Below are 18,169 nucleotides of genomic sequence, written 5' to 3'. Positions count from 1 at the left end.
CGGACCATCCTTTCCCTTCAACTCCCTTTCAATAACCCATTTAACCCTGTGTTAATCATGGTCTTGGTCGATCGTGCGATTAATTTGGTTTTTTAATAGTTTTTTATTTCAATAAAGCTCGCATTACCCATTGTTTTGTCCTTGTCATCAGTATCATAAAAAACGGCCAGAGGTTCTGTGCGGGACTCATTCTTGTGTGTCGAGAACCGCGCCCCTCGGGCGTTCTCCCTTCATTTACGTGGATCCCTCTAAGTGGGTAGCATGTATTTTTATAATTACCATAGGAACAAACTACTTTATTGATCGTTTAAATAGATCAATAATCGATTATCAATTAGTTTAATCTATTGGATGGAGTGACTGTGATAGGCAAGGATGACGCGGATATTAAACGTAAAACTTGGTTGTGCGTATTTATCGGCTGCGGGGTGTTTTGGTTGGCCGTCGCCGCCGTGATTTATTGGCTGTTTATTTAGGAAGTAGGGTGATGGAAAAAAAACGCGTAAAGCGCACAGGGGGCGACCGGGATGAAAGTCCGGCCAAAATTCCCCCGTCATGGCAGTTGACGAGCGAGCAACGGGATTTTATCAACGACCTCTGGCAGGACGACGCCGGGGAATCCGGGCCGGAACACCCCACTCCACCTGAGGTTAACGAATAACCTGATTGCGCCCGGCCAACATGCCAAACAGCATTTGCAACAGTGTCAGGCACAGCAGAACCATCAGTGGCAATCGCCAACCCTGAGTCAGATCGTGTAACAAACCGAACAGCGTGGGTCCCAGCGCCGCCAACAGATAGCCGACCGATTGCGCCATGCCCGACAGCTGCGTGGCCTGATGATGATGGCTGCTGCGCAGGCCAAAGAAGGACAGCGCCAGCACCAAAGAACTCCCCGCCCCCAGTCCGGCAAAAATCAACCACACCAAAGAGTAACCCGGCAGCAGCAGCAGACCGGCGACGCCGATAAAAATCAGCAGAGAACTGCATAGCGCGATGGCGCGCTGATCGCGGGCGCGCGGCAGAATAAACACCATGACAAAGTTGGCGACGATCGCCACCACCTGATAGATAAACAGCTCAAAACCGGCCTGTTGCGGCGACGTGCCGTGGCTGGCGGCGAAGGTGCTGAACCAACCGATAATGGTGTAGAAGGTGATGGATTGCAGGCCCATAAACAGCGCCACCTGCCAACCAAGAGCACTGCCCCAGGGGGAACGTGACGGGGCGGGTTGAGCTGGTGTTGCGTTACCGGCCGTCGGGGCTGAAGAGCGACGCAGTTGCGGCAGCCAGACAATCAGCGCCAACAGCGCCGGCAGGCTCCAGCACAGCAGGGAAAAACGCCAGCCTCGATCGTGCAATGTCGCCAGCGGTACCGCCAGGCCGGAGGCTGTGGCTGCCACCAGCGACATCACCGCTGCATAGGCAGCAATCATGGCGGCGGCGCGCCCTGGAAAGTCACGCTTTACCAGCGTGGGCAACACCACGTTGGCAAACGCGATGGCGGCGCCGATCAAAATACTGCCCAACCACAACATGCCGGTTTGCGGCATTGAACGCAGCACAATACCAATTACCAGCAGCAGCAACGCCATGCCAAGCGTACGCTCAATGCCGATGCGCTTCGCCAGACCGGGCGTGACCGGCGACAGCACGGCAAACAGGATCAGCGGCAGTGAATTAAGCAGGCCGGCCGAAGTGGCGGAAAGCATCAACTGCTGCTGGATCTGTTCCAGCAGCGGCCCCACGCTGGTCAGCGCGGCACGCAAGTTGGCAGCGACCAGCATAATGCCGGCAACCAGTAACAAGGGGTGACGTAAACGGCTGCGTTTTGTCGCAGCAGGCGTTGGGGTTACAGCGGGTTGTGGCATCAGTTCCTCACACCAGGGCATGCAGTCAATCAATTCTGCACGGCATGATGCGTTGATTGACGTTAACGCTTACGTAGCGGCAGGGAACCGCTATCTGCGCGCAAGTGTAGGGAAGAACCCGTGGCCTGACAAGGGGCCGATTCAGCAGTGCGCAAGCCTTTCCCCTGCCGCAAGCGGCACGCAGAATACGCATAATTACGATTATGTGATCCCGATCACCCAGCGAACTAAAAGTCGGCCAACCTGGCCGTTGCGCGGACGCTTTCGTTCTGCGCATTGCGGCAGGCTTCTCACCCCGGCTACCGCGCTCGCCCTGACATTTCATTTTGCCTTTCGCTGCGGCCATTAATTTTCACTTCATTTCGATTCGAAAGGTTTTTAGCCACTTTTTCTGCTAAAACAGCGCTGTAACCGCGATCACAATTTCATTGCTTTCGCTTTGCTGTAATGCCTGCGCAGTAGAGCGAAAGCCATCTTCTCCCCGGCCTGGCCGGAAACCTGAGGACCGCAGCTCATGCCAGTGAATACCGCAAAGCGCCGTGAACACATTATCGATCTGTTATGCGAACACGGCAGCGTTCGTGTGGAGCAGCTCAGCAAACAGTTTGCAGTATCCACGGTGACGATCCGCAACGATCTGCGCTTTCTGGAACGAAAAGGGTGTGCGCTACGGGCCTATGGCGGCGCAATGCTCAATCAGCAATTTGCCTTCGATCGTCCACTGCATGACAAAGGACGGTTGAACCGCGATGTGAAGTCGCAGATCGCAAGCGTAGCGGCAAGCTATGTGCGTGATGGCGATGCGCTGATCCTCGATTCCGGTTCCACCACCACCCAGATAGTGCCGTTCCTGAAAGGACGACGCGATCTGGTGGTGATGACCAATGCGCTGAACATTGCCTATGAGCTTTCCGGTAATGATGGGGTGGAGGTGATGGTGTTGGGCGGCAGCGTGCGCCGTAATTCTTACTCGCTCTACGGTCCGGCTGCCGAGCAGCAATTGCGCCAGTACCGCTTCGACAAACTGTTTTTGGGCGTCGACGGTTTCGATCTGGTTGCCGGTATCACCACGCCTCACCCTGGAGAGGCACACCTCAACCGCGTGATGTGCGAGGTGGCGCGCGAGATTATCGCCGTGGCGGATGCCAGCAAGTTTGGTCGCAAGAGCTTTTGCATGATTCGCGAAGCCGGACAAATTCATCGGCTGATTACCGACAGCCTTCTTCCGGACGATTACGAGCGGGCGTTAACCGAGTTGGGCGTGGAGGTAGTCATCGCCGATCGGTAGTACGGCGCCTGCATGGGGGATTCATGCAGCAGTTGTTACAGCTTGTTGAGCAGCACAAGGCCGGTAAACCGGTCGGGATCTTTTCCGTTTGTTCCGCTCACCCCTGGGTGCTGAAAGCGGCCCTGCGGCAGGCCAAAACGCGCGGTACGCCGGTACTGGTCGAGGCCACCTCGAATCAGGTCAATCAGTTTGGCGGCTACACCGGCCAGACGGCGGAACAGTTCCGCGACGCCCTGTGGCGATTGGCGGACGAGGAAGGGTTGGCACGCGATCGTTTGTGGCTGGGAGGCGATCATCTCGGCCCCAATGCCTGGCAGGATCGGCCGGCAGAAGAAGCAATGCAGTTGGCGGAAACGCTGATCGACGATTATGTTCGCGCCGGTTTTCGCAAAATCCACCTCGATTGTTCCATGTCCTGCGCTGGCGATCCTTTCCCTCTAAATGATGAAACCGTCGCTGCCCGTGCGGCACGTTTGTGCGCCATTGCTGAACGCGCCTGGCAGCAAAGCGGCGGTGAGCCGCCGGTGTATGTGATCGGGACCGAAGTGCCGGTGCCGGGCGGCGCACAGGAGGCTTTGGAAGGTATGCAGGTCACCACGCCACGGGCGGTGCAGCAAACGCTTGAAATCCATCGCCTGGCCTGGCAACAGGCGGAGCTGGTCGATGCCTGGACGCGAACCATTGCGCTGGTGGTGCAGCCGGGCGTTGAGTTTGATCATCACAGCGTGGAGCACTATCAACCGCAACGGGCTCATGAGCTGAGCCGCTTTATCGAACGGCAGCCGGGCATGGTGTACGAGGCGCACTCGACGGATTACCAACCGCCGCAGGCCTATCGACAGCTGGTGGGCGATCATTTTGCCATCCTGAAAGTCGGCCCGGCACTGACTTTCGCACTGCGCGAAGCGCTGTTCGCACTGGATCACATTGAACGTGAATGGCTTGGCGAGCACCAATCGGCGCAGCTGTGCGCCACGCTGGAGCAGGTCATGCGCGAACAGCCACAGCAGTGGAGCCGTTACTACCATGGCAACCCTCATCAGCAGTATCTCGACCGCCACTACAGCCTGAGTGACCGGGTACGTTATTACTGGCCGCAACCACAGGTGCAGCAGGCGGTAGATAGCCTGATCGACAACTTGCGCCGCCATCCGGTGCCGTTAGCGCTGTTGAGCCAGTATCTGCCAGACCAGGCGCGCGCGCTGAATGCCGGTGAACTGAGCAACGACCCGCAGGATTGGGTAATGCATAAGGTGACGCAGGTGCTCGACGACTACCATGCCGCCTGTTATCCGGAGGTGCGTTGAAATGCCGAATATCTTGATGACTCGTATCGATAACCGACTGGTGCACGGCCAGGTCGGCGTCACCTGGACCAACACCTTGGGCGCCAATCTGGTGGTGGTGGCCAACGATGAAGCGGCAGCCGATCCTGTGCAGCAGAACCTGATGGATATGGTGGTGGCGGAAGGGGTGCAGACGCGCTACTTCACGCTGCAGAAAACCATCGACGTGATCCACAAGGCGGCGGATCGCCAGAAAATCTTTTTGGTGTGCAAAACGCCGCAGGATGTTTTGCGGCTGGTGCAGGGCGGGGTGCCGATCCGCTTCGTGAACGTCGGCAACATGCATTTTGCCGAGGGGAAGCGGCAGGTGCATAAAACGGTCTCGCTGGATGAGCGCGACGTCGCCGCTTTTCGCGAACTGGCGGCGCTTGGCGTTGAATGCGAGGTACGCCGGGTGCCGGATGAAGCGGGTGAGGCGGTCGGCAAGCTGCTGTTCTGAGTTCGGGGGAAATCATGTTAACTGATGCGTTATTGATTGCACTGTTGGCCGGGCTGGCGGGGGTCGATCTGTTTGACGGCCTGACCCACTTTCATCGCCCGGTGGTGCTGGGGCCGCTGGTCGGCCTGATTTTGGGGGATGTGTACACAGGTCTGCTGGTGGGCGGTACGCTGGAATTGGTATGGATGGGCATGGTGCCGCTGGCGGGCGCCCAGCCGCCAAACGTGGTGATTGGCGGGGTGATCGGCACGGCGTTTGCCATCCTGACCAAGGCCGATCCCAAGGTGGCGATCGGCGTGGCCGTGCCGTTTTCTATCGCGGTGCAGGGCTGTATTACGCTGCTGTTTACCCTGTTTTCACCGATGATGCACCGCTGCGATCGGATGGTGAAAGAGCTGAACTGGCGCGGTATCGAACGGGTGAATTATCTCGGCATAAGCATCCTGTTCGCGTTCTATTTTGTCGTGGCTTTTTTGCCGATTTATTTCGGTGCCGATGCGGCCAGCGCCATGGTGCAAAAAGCACCGACCTGGCTGCTGGACGGCCTGGCGGTGGCGGGTGGCATGATGCCGGCGATCGGTTTCTCGCTGTTGATGAAAGTGATGATGAAAAAAACCTACGTGGCTTATTTCATCCTCGGCTTTATTTCCGTCACCTTCCTGAAACTGCCGATCCTGGCGGTGGCGCTGGGGGCACTGGCGATCGCACTGATCGATTTCTTTAACAGCCAACGATCCGGGGCGGACACGCCCAAACCGTCCGTACAACAGGAGGATGCTGAAGATGGCATTTAATGATTCCGACGATCTGCTGGCGCAAAAAGCGGAACAGCGTATGGCGCAGGCCCTGGCGACCAGTCAGGTAGACCAGGACGATTATGTCGACAGCGAGCCGGCAGAGGCGCTGACCCGTGGCGATATCAACCGCATGGCATGGCGTTCCTTACTGCTGCAGGCGTCGTTCAACTACGAACGTATGCAGGCCGGTGGCTGGCTTTATCAGTTAATTCCAGGATTACGCAAGATCCATCGCAATCCGCAGGATCTGGCCAATTCGATGAAGATGCACATGGAGTTTATCAACGTGCACCCGTTCGACGTCACCTTCCTGTCCGGGCTGGTGCTGGCGATGGAACAGAACAAGGAGAAGATTTCTACCATTCGTGCGGTAAAAGTGGCGCTGATGGGGCCGCTGGGCGGCATTGGCGATGCGCTGTTCTGGCTGACGCTGCTGCCGATCTGCGCCGGGATCGGCGCCTCGTTGGCGCTGGAAGGCAGCCTGTTCGGGCCGATCGTCTTCCTGCTGCTGTTTAACGTTTTTCACTTCGGCTTGCGGTTCGGGCTGGCGCATTATGGCTATCAGGCCGGCACCAGCGCCTTGGCGCTGCTGAAAACCCATACCCGACGAATATCACACGCCGCCTCGATTGTCGGCATGACGGTGATCGGCGCGCTGGTGGCTTCCTATGTCCATCTTTCCACCCCGTTGGTGATGCATGCCGGCAAGGCCAGTGTGGCGTTGCAGACCGACGTGCTGGACAAACTGATGCCCAATCTGTTGCCGCTGTGCTTTACGCTGCTGATTTTCTTCCTGATGAAACGAGGGTTCTCGCCGGTGAAGCTGATTGGCGTGACGGTGGTGATTGGCGTCGTGGGCAAATTTATCGGTTTATTGTGAGGAAAGGGCGATGCCAGGCATTGTGATTACCGGCCACGGCAGCTTTGCCAGTGGCCTGCTGCAGGCAGTAGAACAGGTGGTGGGGCCGCAGCAAAATTGCGTCGCGGTCAATTTCCCGGAGCAGATGAGCACCGCTCAGTTAAGGGGCGCCCTTAATGCGGCGCTAACCGAAGTGGCGCAGGCGGACGGCGTGGTATTTCTCACCGATATGCTCGGCGGATCGCCGTTCCGCTGCGCCAGCGAACTGGCGGACGAGCGCGGTGATTGCGAAGTGCTGACCGGGGTAAATATGCAGCTGGCAGCGGAAATGATGCTGGAACGCGATGGGCTAAGCCTGGATGAGTTTCGCGAAGTGGCGTTGGCGTGCGGCAAACGTGGGCTGACCAGCCTGTGGCACGAAAGGCGTCGGGTGAAATGCGAGGACGTTCAGGCCGATGGCATCTGAGTAAAGCCGGGCGCAACCGTACAGGCTGCGCCCGAGCACTTAGCCGGCAACCGGCAATGGGCTGAGTGCCATGCGTGCCGGTTGGCTTTCTTCCGCGCGGCTAAAGCGCCAGCAGCTCTGATGATACTTCGCCACGCTGTTGCGGTGCGCCACGCTAACCAGCGTCACATCCGGCAATTCATCCACCAACAGGCAGTACATCAGTTGCTCGGTTTCGTCGTCCAGCGCGCTGGTGGCTTCGTCGAGGAACAAAATGTCCGGGCGGGTCAGAATCGCACGGGTGAAGGCTAATCTCTGCTGTTCACCTGGAGACAGGCGTTGGCTCCAGTTGGCGCTGGTATCCAGCCAGCGCTGAAGGTGTTTAAGGCGGCAGTTATCCAGGGCTTTCAGCAGCTGTTCATCGCTGTACTCGGCGGCAAGATGCGGATAGCTCAGCGCCTCTCGCAGCGTACCGATCGGAATATAACTGCGTTGCGGCAGGAATAACGTACTGCTGGCGGCGTCGAGCCCAATCGCACCGGAACCATACGGCCAGATACCGGCAATGGCGCGCAACAGGGTTGATTTACCGCAGCCGGAGGGGCCAACGATCAGCACCCGATCGCCACGTTTGAGCGTCATTGAGGTCGGCTCCATTAACCGTTGACCGTCCGGCAATTGCAGGCTGAGGCGGTCAAGGACCATCGGCTGTTCATTCTCCGGCTGCAATTGTATGCCGCGCTGTTGATGGTGTACCTGATCCACGGCGGCGTTAAAACCGGCCAGACGGTTAACGCAGGCTTTCCAGGTGGCCAGATCGGTAAAGGCATCGATAAACCAGGACAGAGCGCCCTGTACTTGCCCAAAAGCGGAGGCTATCTGCATCATTCCGCCCATTTGGATGGCGCCGGAAAAATAGCGTGGGGCTGCCACCAGTAGCGGAAAGACAATGGCGAATTGGCTGTAGAAATTGGAGGCAATATTGAGCCGCCGGGTGATGCGCATGATCGACCACCAGTTGGCACGGATGGCTTCAAAGCGCCCGCCCAACTGCTGTGCTTCATGCGGCTCGCCGTGATACAGCGCGATGGCATCATTATTTTCGCGGATGCGGATCAGCCCAAAACGAAAGTTCGCTTCATAGCGCTCCTGATTAAAACCCAGTTGTACCAAGGGTTTGCCGACCCACCAAATCAGCAGTGATCCCAGTCCGGCGTACAGCAGAGCGAACCACACCATATAGCCGGGTAGGGTAATAGCGTGCTGGCTGATGACAAAGGTAATAGGGCCACTGACATGCCACAGGATGGTGATAAAAGAAAACAGCGTCACCAGGCTGGACAGTAACCCCAACGAAAGCGACAGCGTGTATTGGGTCAGCACGTTGAGATCCTCGGCGATACGCTGGTCCGGGTTATCGACGATTTGCTGCTGTTCGGTATGGTAATACGCCTGATGCGCCAGCCATTTACCCATGAATTTTTCGGTCATCCAGCGCCGCCAGTGCATCTGCAGGCCCTGTGTCAGGTAAATTTTAAACACCGCCAATACGATGAAAATCAGCGCCAGATAGGTAAAGCGCCACAGCTGCGCCTTGAATACCGGGTAATTTTTATTTTGCAGCGCGTCGTAAAACACCTGGTTCCACTGGTTGATCAGCACGCTGATGTACACCAACCCCAGTGACAAGGCGATGATGGCGATCAGCATCGCCCAGGCCCGCAGTTTCTCCTCCGAGACCCAGAAGGGTTTAATCAGTTGCCAGACGGCGTGTTTGGGTGTGGGGATAGCGTTCATGGACCCTCGCAGGTTTAATCTTTTTTTCAGCATGGGCCGGGGACAGGTAACAAACAAACGTTGACTGTAAGCAGTTTTAACGCCGCTAACCGTTTGAAATATCGCGGCTGAATCGTCAGGGGTGATGCGGTGGCGGTTGGCGGTTATACTGGCGCCGAAATTTGGCTCGTTTACTGCGGAAAGGATAAGTGATGAAGGCGTGGGTTCCCCTGCTGTTGGCCTATGGTGCGCTTGCCTGCGACCAGGCGATGGCGCAGATTGACGAGCCGGATATTGATGCCGATTGTCACAAGGTCGCAAGCTATGCCGAGTTGGGCAAAAACGCTTATCAGCGTGGCGATTACCCACGCGCCGCAGATATTTTCCGCGATCAGGCCGCCTGGAGTGAGTTCTGCGGTTTGGATAGCCAGGCAACGGCCACTGCTTATAACAACGTAGCGCTGGCGCTGATACACGCCGGCAAGCTGCTTAAGGCGCGTGCCTATTTAGAATTGGCACCGCAGGACAGCAAGTCCCAACATAATCTCAAGCTGTTGCAGGAGCGGCTGGCGAAACGAACGCCGTCGATCGGGCCGGGCGGAGTGTATTGGCAATATGCCGGGCGTGGCGTCTGGAGCGAGGTTGAGGTCAAGCCGCAAGATGGCCGCTGGCTGATCGTTTACTCTGGCTATTACATGCCGCAGATGGGCTTGTATTACGGGCCGAATATGGGGGAGTTCACTCAGACGTTGCCGATAGAGCACGGCAAAGCAGTATACCGTCAGCGGGAACCGGAAGATGTGATGGCGTGCGATGTGGCGATGCAGTTCGGTAGCGATGGTCTGGACATGCACACCGAGGGGGATTGCGGGTTCGGTTTTAACGTGCGTGCGGAAGGACACTTTGTACGGGTTGAATAATCAGCTCCGGGCATCCAATACTTTGAACACCCGGCAGCCGTAACAGGTATTAGGCCCAGGTAGCGGCGCCGCTCAATAACTCTTTCCAGGCCTCAACGTTGCCCAGATAGTTGCCCGCCGGGATCTGGCGCAGCTGGCCTTCGCTGTCTTGCAGAGCGAAAGTTGGGAACCCCTGGCCCTGAACCTTGGCAAGCAATGCGCGGCTTTGCGCGATGTGCTGCGCGGTTGGCGCACCGGCGTTAAACCGCATTTCGGCGATAAACGGAGCAGAGGGCAAGCCCAGCTCTTTTGCCAGCGCTTCCAGCACCGGCGTGTCGGCGATACGGCGACCTTCCTGGTAATGCGCTTCCTGAATGCGGTGCAGCATATCCAGCCCGCGTCCCGCCAGCGCTTGCGCTGCCAGTATGGCGGTAATCGGCGGCTCCGAGTCCATCACTGCCGTGGTATCACGCAACAATCCATTGAAATAAGCTTCGCCAAAGGGTTGGCCGGTTAACTCCGCAATGCGCTTGTCATGCGGGATCACATAATTGCGCCATTCATCCGTGATTTGGCGGCGGTTGTTGCCGGTCATCATACCGCCGGCGTGCAGGGCGATGGTTAGCCCTGGAATGGTTTTGGCCGCTTTCACCAGCGGGGCTGCGCCATAGCACCAGCCACACAGCGGATCGAAAATGTAGTGCAGAGTCGTACCGGTCATGTCTTTTCCTCGTTATACCCGCCGCCTTTGCGGCGGCCGGGTAGCAGTAACGCCTTGGCCTGGGTGTTTCGGCGTGCTTATTGCGGCCACTTCATTTCGCCTTTCAGCACTTTGGCGCTCAGTTCCAGGCTGGATTCGTCTTTCAGATCCGGGTAATGCTTTTTCATTGCCGCCACCAGTGCTGCAGAATCTTTGGCTTTTGGCAGTTCAGCTTCCAGCGTGGTCAGGTAGTTCTGGGTAAAGGTGACGGACTTCAGCGTCAGGTCTGCGCCCGGCAGGAAATGGCCAGGGACCACGACTTCCGGTTTCAACGCTTTGATGCCTTCCAGCGTTTGCTGCCAGTGCGCACGGGATTCAACGGTTTGGTTATCGGCAATCCACGGATGGATATTGTCGCCGGCTACCGGCACACCGCCCACGACCGTTTTCAGCGCTGGGATCCACACGTAGGTGCGTTCCGGCGTCGGGCCGGTCAGGCCTTTCACTTCCACTTTCTGGCCGTCTACGGTGAAGCTGTCACCCTGCAACGCCTGAGGCACCACCACCGCTTTCGGCGCGTTGTCCTTCAAGATTGGGCCCCAGTACGCCACTTTGCCGTCTTTGGTGGCATTGATTTCTTCGATGGTACCCGGTGACGCGATGATTTTAGCCTCAGGGAACGCGGCTTTAATGACGTCCAGACCAAAATAGAAATCAGGATCTGAATGGCTGATGTATACGGTGGTCAGCTTCTTGCCGGTCGCCTTGATCTTTTTCACCAGGGCTTCCGCGTCGTTACGCTGGAACTGGGCGTCGATCAGTGCGACTTCGTGTTTGCCGCTGATGATTTCGGAAGACACCGGGAACACGCTTTTCTCACCTGGGTTATACACTTCCATCGTCAGGGTGTTGGCGGCGGTAGCGAAGGTGCTTACTGTGGCGATGCCGGCAAAGGCCAGGGTCAACAATGATTTCTTAAACATGGGTAGAGGTCCTTGGGATGCGATTAATGTTGTATAGATGTTAGGTTGCATAAAGCGATAGAAAAACCGGATAATGAGCAACTATTCATTGCGTAAATCGGACGAATCATGGATCGCATTACCGCTGCTGAGGTTTTTATCACCATCGTCGACCGTGGCAGCATGATTGCCGCCGCGGAAACGTTGGAAATGTCGCGGGCGATGGTGACGCGTTATCTGGCACAAATGGAGCAATGGGCCGGCGCGCGTTTACTGCATCGCACTACTCGTAAGCTTAGTCTGACTGACGCCGGTGAGCGCACGCTGGAACGCTGTCGACAGATGCTGGCGCTGGCGGGCGAAATCGATTTGGTCGAAGGGGAGCAGAGTGATGAACTGCGTGGCCTGTTACGCATTACCTGTTCACAATCGCTGGGCCAGACGGCGCTGGTGGGCGCGGTGGCGCAATACCTGAAACGCCATCCTCAGGTTGCAGTGGATCTGCAAATGAACAATCGCACGGTGAATCTGGTGGAGGAGCGTATCGATCTGGCGTTACGCATCACTAACGAATTGGATCCCAATCTCATCGCCCGGCCATTATCCTCCTGTGCTTCCGTGGTCTGCGCTTCCCCGGCCTATCTGGCGGCACACGGCACGCCGCGTCATCCGCAGGATTTGGCGCTACATAACTGCCTGACTTATTCCTACTTCGGTAAGAGCCTGTGGCATTTTGACCTTCAGGGTGTGAAATCGGCGGTCGCGGTCAGCGGCAACCTGAGCGCCAACGAATCGGTGGTGTTGATGGCGGGCACGGTACAAGGCGCGGGTATTTCCATGCAGCCTTACTATTCTGCAGCCCCTTTACTGGCCAGTGGCGAACTGATTGAGCTGATGCCGGATTATCGGCCCCAGTCGATGGGGATTTACGGTATCTATACCTCACGCCGCCAAATGCCGGCGACATTACGCACCATGTTGGACTTTTTGGTGGAGTGGTTTGCCCACGATCCGGATTGGCAGGCGACGCTGCGCTGATAGCGTTAACACACGGGTAACATTTTTACACATTTTTCATCATCAGCGCATTCAACCAGTTAGCGAGCCAGGCATGGCTTTTTGTGCGCAGCGGCCGTTTTGCCACTGGTTTTTACGCGGGATTGCGTGCTATTTCTGTAACGTGAAAAGCGTGAATAAGACTTAATAATTATAGGGTTAAGCAGTTAAGCCCGCTCTTTGAACACCCTCTCTGACCCTTTTTCGCGGGCAGCCTGCCGGGCTGCCCGTCAATTTTATGTGTTTTTACCGGCCCCGAGTGCCTGACACCGGGGCTTTGTTGACTGGGAGCTTTCCGCATGCCTGTTTCTCTGCTCGCACTGGCATTAAGTGCATTCGCTATTGGCACCACCGAGTTTGTGATCATGGGGTTGCTGCCTGAAGTGGCGGGAGATCTGCAGGTCTCCATTCCTTCTGCCGGCTGGCTGATCAGCGGCTATGCTCTTGGCGTGGCTATCGGTGCACCCATCATGGCCTTGCTGACCGCGAAGCTGCCGCGTAAAAAAACGCTGTTGCTGCTGATGGTGATTTTCATCTTCGGCAATATTATGTGCGCCCTGGGGTACAGCTATGACTTCCTGATGCTGGCGCGCATTATCACCGCTTTGTGCCACGGTGCCTTCTTCGGTATTGGCGCGGTGGTTGCGGCCAATCTGGTGCCGCCAAACCGCCGGGCTTCAGCCGTGGCATTGATGTTCACCGGCCTGACGCTGGCAAACGTGCTCGGCGTGCCGCTGGGTACCGCTCTGGGTCAGGCGCTGGGTTGGCGTTCGACGTTCTGGGCGGTGGCGGTCATTGGCGTGCTCTCTTTGTTGGCGCTGTACAGCAAGCTGCCCAGCGTGCAGGACGAGGCCCCGACGGATCTGAAAAAAGAGCTGGCGGCGTTGCGCGGCGGCGGTATTTGGCTGTCATTGCTGATGACCGTGGCCTTTGCCGCATCGATGTTCGCGCTGTTTACTTATATTGCCCCGTTACTGACCGAGGTGACGGGTGTTTCTTCCCATGGCGTCAGTTGGACGCTGTTGCTGATGGGGGTTGGTCTGACGCTGGGCAACATCCTGGGTGGGCGTTTGGCGGACTGGCGCTTGCCGTTGACGCTGACCTGTACGTTCCTGGTGATCGCCTGCTTTGCGGCATTGTTCAGTTGGACCAGCCATTCGATGGTACCGGCTGAAATTACCCTGTTCCTGTGGGCCGCTGCGGCGTTCGCCGCCGTACCGGCGCTGCAAATCAACGTGGTGACCTACGGTAAAAAGGCTCCCAATCTGGTGTCCACGCTGAACATCGCCGCGTTCAACGTCGGTAATGCGATTGGTGCCTGGGTCGGCGGTGTCGTGATAGCGCAGGGGTTGGGCTTGACCAGCGTACCGCTGGCCGCTGCGGGGATCGCGTTGCTGGGTCTGGTACTGTGTCTGGTGACGTTCAGCCGCGCCAAGCGCCCGGCTAGCGCGTAATCACGGCGGCCAGACGGGCGGGCAGCGTTTGTGCCTGTTGCTGCAAATGTTGAGTAAAGGCCGTGACCAGCGCCGACGACGGGCGGTGCAGCGGCCGGATCAGGCTAACGGTAAAGGGCACGTCAACGCTGAATGGCCGTATATGCACACCGTTGTTGGCGTAGTCCAACGCCGTTAGCGGATTGACTATCGATACCCCCACGCCGGCTTTGACCATGGCGCAGACCGACGCTGCGCTGTGGGTTTCCATCACCAGCCGGCGGTTAACCCCTTCCTCACTGAACAGCGAATCCAGCAGTTGGCGATAGCTGTCGGTGTTCGACAGACTAATAAAGTTTTGTCCGGCAAAATCCTGCGGCGTCAGCCGCTTTTTCGCCAGCAGCGGATGCCCGGCCGGCAAGACACACACTTCGTTCAGCGTCATCAAGGTCATTCGCTCGGTGCCCGCCGGAGTCAGGGTATTTTCCGTCAGGCCCAAATCGTGGCGCTGCGCCGATAACCACTCTTCCAGCAACGGTGATTCCTGCGGTATCACGCTGAAGCTGACCTCCGGATAGCGATCGATAAAGGGTTTGCACACCGCCGGCAGCAGCGATTGTGAAAATACCGGCAGGCAGGCAATCGAAAGCTGCGCCTGCTGAAATTGTCGGATACCGGCGGCGGCATTGACGATGCGATCCAGACCGTAATAGGAACGTTGCACCTCTTCCAACAGCCTCAGGCCCTGTACCGTGGGGGATAATCGCCCGCGCACCCGTTCGAACAACTGCAGTTGGATCAGTTTCTCGAAGCGCGCCAACTCGCGGCTGACGGTGGGCTGCGAGGTTTGCAGCAGCGCGGCGGCTTCGGTCAGATTGCCGGTCGTCATCACCGCATAGAAGATTTCAATCTGGCGCAGGGTTATCGCGTGCATCGGCTGATTCCATCATGAGCAAAGCCATATCATAAATGAATAGACTCTGGCTAAATAGATATTTTCCACCCGAGAAAGAGTGCGGCAATATTGACGGCATACCATTTTCGAACCGGGAACATCACTATGCCACGCGCTTTGCACGACACTTCTACCGCTCTTAACGCCGCTAACCTATTGGCGCTGCCTCAGCGCTTTGGTTGCCCTGTGTGGGCCTATGACGCAGCGATTATCAGCGAGCGCATCAGCCAATTGCGGCATTTTGACGTGATCCGTTTTGCCCAGAAGGCCTGCTCGAATATTCATATTTTGCGCCTGATGCGTGAGCAGGGCGTCAAGGTGGACTCGGTGTCGTTAGGCGAGATTGAGCGTGCGTTGCAGGCCGGTTTTCAGCCGGGTGGCGAACCAAGCGAAATCGTGTTTACCGCCGATGTGCTCGATCACGCGACTCTGGCTCGCGTCAGCGAATTGAAAATCCCGGTCAACGTCGGTTCGATCGACATGCTGGAACAGCTGGGGCAGATCTCTGCCGGGCATCCGGTGTGGCTGCGCATCAATCCAGGTTTCGGTCACGGCCATAGCCAGAAAACCAACACCGGCGGTGAGAACAGCAAGCACGGTATTTGGTATGCCGACTTACCGCAGGCGGTGGAAAAAATTCAGCAATACGGTCTGAAGCTGATTGGCGTGCATATGCATATAGGGTCGGGGGTGGACTACCAGCATCTGGAGCGCGTGTGTGACGCCATGGTGCAACAGGTGATCGACCTCGGCCAGGACATCAGTGCGATTTCTGCCGGAGGCGGGCTGTCGATCCCCTATCAGTACGGCGAAGAGGCGATCGATACCGAACACTATTTTGGCCTGTGGAACAGCGCCCGCGAGCGTATTGCCGCACATTTGGGTCATCCGGTGAAGCTGGAGATCGAACCGGGTCGTTTCCTGATGGCGGAAGCCGGTGTGCTGGTCGCCGAGGTGCGCGCAGTGAAAGACATGGGCAGCCGGCACTTTGTGCTGGTGGATGCCGGTTTTAATGATTTGATGCGTCCGGCAATGTACGGCAGCTATCACCACATATCCCTGCTGCCGGCCGACGGTCGCGATACCGCACACCAGCCACTGCGTGAAACCGTGATTGCCGGACCGCTGTGTGAATCCGGAGACGTCTTTACTCAGCAGGCCGGTGGCGGTATTGAAACCCGCGAGCTGCCGCCGGTGCAGGTTGGCGATTATCTGGTGTTCCATGACACCGGTGCTTATGGCGCGTCTATGTCTTCAAACTACAATAGCCGCCCGCTGCTGCCGGAAGTGCTGTTTGAGAACGGTGAACCGCGCCTGATCCGTCGTCGCCAGACCATCGAAGAGCTGATTGCGCTGGAAATGATCTGATGCTTTTGGGCGCAGTTTGCTGCGCCCATTTTACAGCGTCATCCGTCGATGCTGGCCGTTCGGGAGCTGAACTTCCAGCGACAGCGTTCCCCCCATGGCTTCGATATAGCGTTTGAGTGAAGAGAGTTTAATTTCGCTGCCGCGTTTTTCCAGGTTGGCGACCGAAGGTTGGCTGATACCAAGCCGCTTGGCCAGTTCCACCTGAGACACCGCCAGTTCTTCCCGAAGCATTGCCAGCCGCAGTTCAAAAATTTCTTTGTCCGCTTTCTGTTGCGCAGCTTCAACTACGGTGGGATCGAGTCTGTCGATCAGATCTGATAAGGGTTTGGCCATTTACGTTACCTCTGGGTTGCCAAGTAATGTGAAAACTCTCTGATGGCGATCGGCAACATTTGTTGATAGAAGCGTTTATTACCGGTTTTATCGCCACCGCAAAGCAGGACCGCTTGTCGTTGCGGATCAAAGGCGAAGAAAATCCGAAACGGCCGACCGCGATGCTGAATACGTAACTCTTTCAGATGCTGTATTTGGTTTTTGTGATTCAGCGTGTCGGCATGAGGACGCGCCAACAAGGGGCCGAATTCCTGCAGTTTGAATATTCCTACCAGCACGCTTTTTTGTTGATCGCTGTTTAATGATAAAAACCAGCTGTCGAATCGTTCGACGGTCACGATCTGCCACATGTCAAACTCCAAATATAGTCTTTGAGCTATATAGTGTAAAGGTTATTGTCTTGACAATATGCGGATTGGTGGCAGGGAAGGGAAATTGGCGTTGAAGAAATACGGCGCTGTACGCAATCTGCGACAGCGCCCGGAGGAATCAATCGGCGTAAGGCCCGGGAAGCACCGATTCACGCAGCCGCAGTTCGCCGGTGAACGGGGTGAGTGGCTGTGTGTCTTCCCCATTGATCAGGCGAAAAGCCTGGCTGATGGCGGCTTCGATCATCACGTCGATCGGCAGATACACGGTAGATAGTGCAGGTTGCAAATAGGCGGCGCTGGGCTCGTCGTCAAAGCCGAACAGTGAGACATCCTGCGGCAGGCGTTTGCCCGCATCGAGCAGCGCCTTCATCGCGCCGACCGCCATGTCGTCGTTGCAGGCGAACAGCGCGCTGAAATCGATATGCTCGGCCAGCAAACGCCGGGTGCCCTGATATCCGCTTTGCACGCTGCTGTCACCGTAGGCCACGCGGGCTTCGTTGAAGGCAATATGGTGCTGCTCTAACGCTTGTTGATAACCTGCCAGCCGCGCCTGTGCTGTTGGCGTGGCGATGGGGCCGGTAATGCAGGCGATCTCGCGATGCCCCTGCCTAATCAGATAATCCACCGCATGGAAGGCCGCCTTTTGCTGTTCGAAGAACACGCAGCGTGCGCGCGCCTGTGGCAGATCCCGATTGATCACCATGATCGGCACCGGCAGGCTGTCCAGCAGCTTCATCAGCGCAGTTTCTGACATGAAACGCGTATACAGGATGATGGCATCACAGCGGCGATCCGCCAGCAGCTGTACCGCCTGCAGTTCATCTTCCGGCGTGTCGTGGCCGTCGGTCACAATCAGATGTTTGCCGCTGGCCTCGATCAGCTTGGCTGCGCGACGAAGCAGGCGTCCGAAGTAGGGGCCGTCGAAATTGGACACTACCAGGCCAATGCTGTTGGAGCTTTTGTTTGCCAGCGATTGGGCGAGGAAGTTCGGGCGGTAACCCAAATCGTCCATGGCCTTGAACACCGCATCGCGGGTGCTCTTTTTCACCTGGCCGGTGCCATTTAACACGCGTGAAACCGTGGCTTTGGATACCCCCGCGCGAATGGAAACATCCAACATGGTGATCATCAGTGGCTTACCCCTTTCAACATCCGCTGTGGTAAATATCGCTCAGTCTAGCATAGGCTTACCCCTTGGCTGCGTGGGATTTTTCCGCCGGGATTGTGTTGTGGCGCAACGTCCGTAGACTGATGCCAGACAATGGGAAAAG

20 protein-coding genes are annotated in these 18,169 nt (G+C 57.1%); 12 read left to right on the top strand and 8 right to left on the bottom strand.

Annotated elements, in window-relative coordinates:
- Positions 1–356: 356 nt before the first annotated feature.
- Both EBA31_RS20915 and EBA31_RS26970 read left to right on the top strand, forming a co-directional pair.
- Entirely contained in the window at positions 357–476 is a 120-nt protein-coding gene (locus EBA31_RS20915; protein WP_369982347.1) for a YmiA family putative membrane protein, read from the top strand.
- Positions 477–487: 11 nt separating this feature from the next.
- On the top strand, positions 488–661 hold the full coding sequence (locus tag EBA31_RS26970; RefSeq protein WP_187961860.1) for a hypothetical protein: 174 nt from the start codon (positions 488–490) through the stop codon (positions 659–661).
- On the opposite strand, the gene EBA31_RS20910 is transcribed toward EBA31_RS26970, so the two are convergent.
- Complete coding sequence (locus EBA31_RS20910; RefSeq protein ID WP_122080110.1) at positions 651–1,871, bottom strand: MFS transporter; 1,221 nt, start codon at positions 1,869–1,871, stop codon at positions 651–653. The two genes, EBA31_RS26970 and EBA31_RS20910, sit on opposite strands and share 11 nt — an antisense overlap.
- 514 nt (positions 1,872–2,385) lie before the next feature.
- Here EBA31_RS20910 and agaR point away from each other — a divergent pair.
- From agaR to agaF, 6 genes are read left to right on the top strand one after another with little or no spacing between them, the layout of a single operon-like run.
- A complete protein-coding gene (gene agaR / locus EBA31_RS20905) occupies positions 2,386–3,159 on the top strand; it encodes a transcriptional repressor AgaR (RefSeq protein ID WP_012146552.1) in 774 nt (257 codons plus the stop codon).
- 23 nt (positions 3,160–3,182) lie between these two features.
- Positions 3,183–4,466 (top strand): D-tagatose-bisphosphate aldolase, class II, non-catalytic subunit, encoded by a 1,284-nt coding sequence (locus EBA31_RS20900; protein ID WP_122080109.1) that lies wholly within the window; start codon positions 3,183–3,185, stop codon positions 4,464–4,466.
- 1 nt (position 4,467) lies between these two features.
- Positions 4,468–4,944 carry a PTS N-acetylgalactosamine transporter subunit IIB gene (gene agaV / locus EBA31_RS20895; protein ID WP_116691835.1) on the top strand — a complete coding sequence of 159 codons (477 nt, stop codon included), beginning with the start codon at positions 4,468–4,470 and terminating at the stop codon, positions 4,942–4,944.
- Between the two features lie 14 nt (positions 4,945–4,958).
- Complete coding sequence (gene agaW / locus EBA31_RS20890; protein WP_020828422.1) at positions 4,959–5,738, top strand: PTS N-acetylgalactosamine transporter subunit IIC; 780 nt, start codon at positions 4,959–4,961, stop codon at positions 5,736–5,738.
- On the top strand, positions 5,728–6,621 hold the full coding sequence (locus tag EBA31_RS20885; RefSeq protein ID WP_046372743.1) for a PTS system mannose/fructose/sorbose family transporter subunit IID: 894 nt from the start codon (positions 5,728–5,730) through the stop codon (positions 6,619–6,621). Before agaW ends, EBA31_RS20885 begins: the two co-directional genes overlap by 11 nt.
- A 10-nt stretch (positions 6,622–6,631) precedes the next feature.
- Positions 6,632–7,066: a PTS galactosamine/N-acetylgalactosamine transporter subunit IIA gene (gene agaF, locus EBA31_RS20880; RefSeq protein WP_020828420.1), complete on the top strand. Its 435-nt coding sequence runs from the start codon at positions 6,632–6,634 to the stop codon at positions 7,064–7,066.
- Between the two features lie 39 nt (positions 7,067–7,105).
- On the opposite strand, the gene EBA31_RS20875 is transcribed toward agaF, so the two are convergent.
- Positions 7,106–8,842, bottom strand: coding sequence for an ABC transporter ATP-binding protein/permease (locus EBA31_RS20875; RefSeq protein ID WP_122080108.1), 1,737 nt, complete (start codon positions 8,840–8,842; stop codon positions 7,106–7,108).
- A 191-nt stretch (positions 8,843–9,033) separates the two neighbouring features.
- Between EBA31_RS20875 and EBA31_RS20870 the strand changes: the two genes are divergently transcribed.
- On the top strand, positions 9,034–9,741 hold the full coding sequence (locus EBA31_RS20870; RefSeq protein ID WP_122080107.1) for a tetratricopeptide repeat protein: 708 nt from the start codon (positions 9,034–9,036) through the stop codon (positions 9,739–9,741).
- A 49-nt stretch (positions 9,742–9,790) separates the two neighbouring features.
- On the opposite strand, the gene EBA31_RS20865 is transcribed toward EBA31_RS20870, so the two are convergent.
- Together EBA31_RS20865 and EBA31_RS20860 are read right to left on the bottom strand one after the other, a co-directional pair.
- The gene (locus EBA31_RS20865; protein ID WP_116691837.1) at positions 9,791–10,441 is read right to left on the bottom strand and encodes a DsbA family protein; all 651 of its coding nucleotides are present in this window, start codon (positions 10,439–10,441) and stop codon (positions 9,791–9,793) included.
- 77 nt (positions 10,442–10,518) lie between these two features.
- Positions 10,519–11,403: an MBL fold metallo-hydrolase gene (locus tag EBA31_RS20860; protein ID WP_122080106.1), complete on the bottom strand. Its 885-nt coding sequence runs from the start codon at positions 11,401–11,403 to the stop codon at positions 10,519–10,521.
- A gap of 108 nt (positions 11,404–11,511) precedes the next feature.
- On the opposite strand from EBA31_RS20860, the gene EBA31_RS20855 reads away from it, so the two are divergent.
- Together EBA31_RS20855 and EBA31_RS20850 are read left to right on the top strand one after the other, a co-directional pair.
- Positions 11,512–12,420, top strand: coding sequence for a LysR family transcriptional regulator (locus EBA31_RS20855; protein ID WP_020828415.1), 909 nt, complete (start codon positions 11,512–11,514; stop codon positions 12,418–12,420).
- A 317-nt stretch (positions 12,421–12,737) separates the two neighbouring features.
- Positions 12,738–13,892: an MFS transporter gene (locus EBA31_RS20850; protein ID WP_122080105.1), complete on the top strand. Its 1,155-nt coding sequence runs from the start codon at positions 12,738–12,740 to the stop codon at positions 13,890–13,892.
- Here EBA31_RS20850 and EBA31_RS20845 read toward each other — a convergent pair.
- Complete coding sequence (locus EBA31_RS20845) at positions 13,882–14,805, bottom strand: LysR family transcriptional regulator (RefSeq protein WP_046372747.1); 924 nt, start codon at positions 14,803–14,805, stop codon at positions 13,882–13,884. The genes EBA31_RS20850 and EBA31_RS20845 overlap by 11 nt on opposite strands.
- Positions 14,806–14,931: 126 nt before the next feature.
- On the opposite strand from EBA31_RS20845, the gene lysA reads away from it, so the two are divergent.
- Positions 14,932–16,194 carry a diaminopimelate decarboxylase gene (lysA, locus tag EBA31_RS20840; RefSeq protein WP_122080104.1) on the top strand — a complete coding sequence of 421 codons (1,263 nt, stop codon included), beginning with the start codon at positions 14,932–14,934 and terminating at the stop codon, positions 16,192–16,194.
- Positions 16,195–16,224: 30 nt separating this feature from the next.
- On the opposite strand, the gene EBA31_RS20835 is transcribed toward lysA, so the two are convergent.
- From EBA31_RS20835 to EBA31_RS20825, 3 genes are all read right to left on the bottom strand, one after another.
- Positions 16,225–16,527, bottom strand: coding sequence for a helix-turn-helix domain-containing protein (locus EBA31_RS20835; RefSeq protein ID WP_020828411.1), 303 nt, complete (start codon positions 16,525–16,527; stop codon positions 16,225–16,227).
- A 5-nt stretch (positions 16,528–16,532) separates the two neighbouring features.
- Complete coding sequence (locus tag EBA31_RS20830) at positions 16,533–16,877, bottom strand: type II toxin-antitoxin system RelE/ParE family toxin (RefSeq protein WP_122080103.1); 345 nt, start codon at positions 16,875–16,877, stop codon at positions 16,533–16,535.
- 139 nt (positions 16,878–17,016) lie between these two features.
- Positions 17,017–18,027, bottom strand: a complete 1,011-nt coding sequence (locus EBA31_RS20825) for a LacI family DNA-binding transcriptional regulator (protein ID WP_116691841.1) — start codon at positions 18,025–18,027, stop codon at positions 17,017–17,019.
- Between the last annotated feature and the right edge of the window lie 142 nt (positions 18,028–18,169).

This window comes from Serratia sp. P2ACOL2 (genome assembly GCF_003691565.1).
GTDB classification, from domain to species: Bacteria; Pseudomonadota; Gammaproteobacteria; order Enterobacterales; family Enterobacteriaceae; genus Serratia; species Serratia liquefaciens.
The sequence above is the reverse complement of the archived record's forward strand: the minus strand, read 5'-3'. Positions and strand labels throughout refer to the sequence as shown.

What these genes read in the sequence shown, in the direction of transcription:
- agaR (WP_012146552.1), top strand. Translation starts at nt 2,386, where the DNA reads ATGCCAGTGAATACCGCAAAGCGCCGTGAACACATTATCGATCTGTTA.
- EBA31_RS20910 (WP_122080110.1), bottom strand. Translation starts at nt 1,871, where the DNA reads ATGCCACAACCCGCTGTAACCCCAACGCCTGCTGCGACAAAACGCAGC.
- EBA31_RS20825 (WP_116691841.1), bottom strand. Translation starts at nt 18,027, where the DNA reads ATGATCACCATGTTGGATGTTTCCATTCGCGCGGGGGTATCCAAAGCC.
- EBA31_RS20830 (WP_122080103.1), bottom strand. Translation starts at nt 16,877, where the DNA reads ATGTGGCAGATCGTGACCGTCGAACGATTCGACAGCTGGTTTTTATCA.
- EBA31_RS20835 (WP_020828411.1), bottom strand. Translation starts at nt 16,527, where the DNA reads ATGGCCAAACCCTTATCAGATCTGATCGACAGACTCGATCCCACCGTA.
- agaV (WP_116691835.1), top strand. Translation starts at nt 4,468, where the DNA reads ATGCCGAATATCTTGATGACTCGTATCGATAACCGACTGGTGCACGGC.
- agaW (WP_020828422.1), top strand. Translation starts at nt 4,959, where the DNA reads ATGTTAACTGATGCGTTATTGATTGCACTGTTGGCCGGGCTGGCGGGG.
- EBA31_RS26970 (WP_187961860.1), top strand. Translation starts at nt 488, where the DNA reads ATGGAAAAAAAACGCGTAAAGCGCACAGGGGGCGACCGGGATGAAAGT.
- EBA31_RS20865 (WP_116691837.1), bottom strand. Translation starts at nt 10,441, where the DNA reads ATGACCGGTACGACTCTGCACTACATTTTCGATCCGCTGTGTGGCTGG.
- agaF (WP_020828420.1), top strand. Translation starts at nt 6,632, where the DNA reads ATGCCAGGCATTGTGATTACCGGCCACGGCAGCTTTGCCAGTGGCCTG.
- EBA31_RS20845 (WP_046372747.1), bottom strand. Translation starts at nt 14,805, where the DNA reads ATGCACGCGATAACCCTGCGCCAGATTGAAATCTTCTATGCGGTGATG.
- EBA31_RS20885 (WP_046372743.1), top strand. Translation starts at nt 5,728, where the DNA reads ATGGCATTTAATGATTCCGACGATCTGCTGGCGCAAAAAGCGGAACAG.
- EBA31_RS20850 (WP_122080105.1), top strand. Translation starts at nt 12,738, where the DNA reads ATGCCTGTTTCTCTGCTCGCACTGGCATTAAGTGCATTCGCTATTGGC.
- EBA31_RS20875 (WP_122080108.1), bottom strand. Translation starts at nt 8,842, where the DNA reads ATGAACGCTATCCCCACACCCAAACACGCCGTCTGGCAACTGATTAAA.
- EBA31_RS20870 (WP_122080107.1), top strand. Translation starts at nt 9,034, where the DNA reads ATGAAGGCGTGGGTTCCCCTGCTGTTGGCCTATGGTGCGCTTGCCTGC.
- EBA31_RS20860 (WP_122080106.1), bottom strand. Translation starts at nt 11,403, where the DNA reads ATGTTTAAGAAATCATTGTTGACCCTGGCCTTTGCCGGCATCGCCACA.
- EBA31_RS20900 (WP_122080109.1), top strand. Translation starts at nt 3,183, where the DNA reads ATGCAGCAGTTGTTACAGCTTGTTGAGCAGCACAAGGCCGGTAAACCG.
- lysA (WP_122080104.1), top strand. Translation starts at nt 14,932, where the DNA reads ATGCCACGCGCTTTGCACGACACTTCTACCGCTCTTAACGCCGCTAAC.
- EBA31_RS20855 (WP_020828415.1), top strand. Translation starts at nt 11,512, where the DNA reads ATGGATCGCATTACCGCTGCTGAGGTTTTTATCACCATCGTCGACCGT.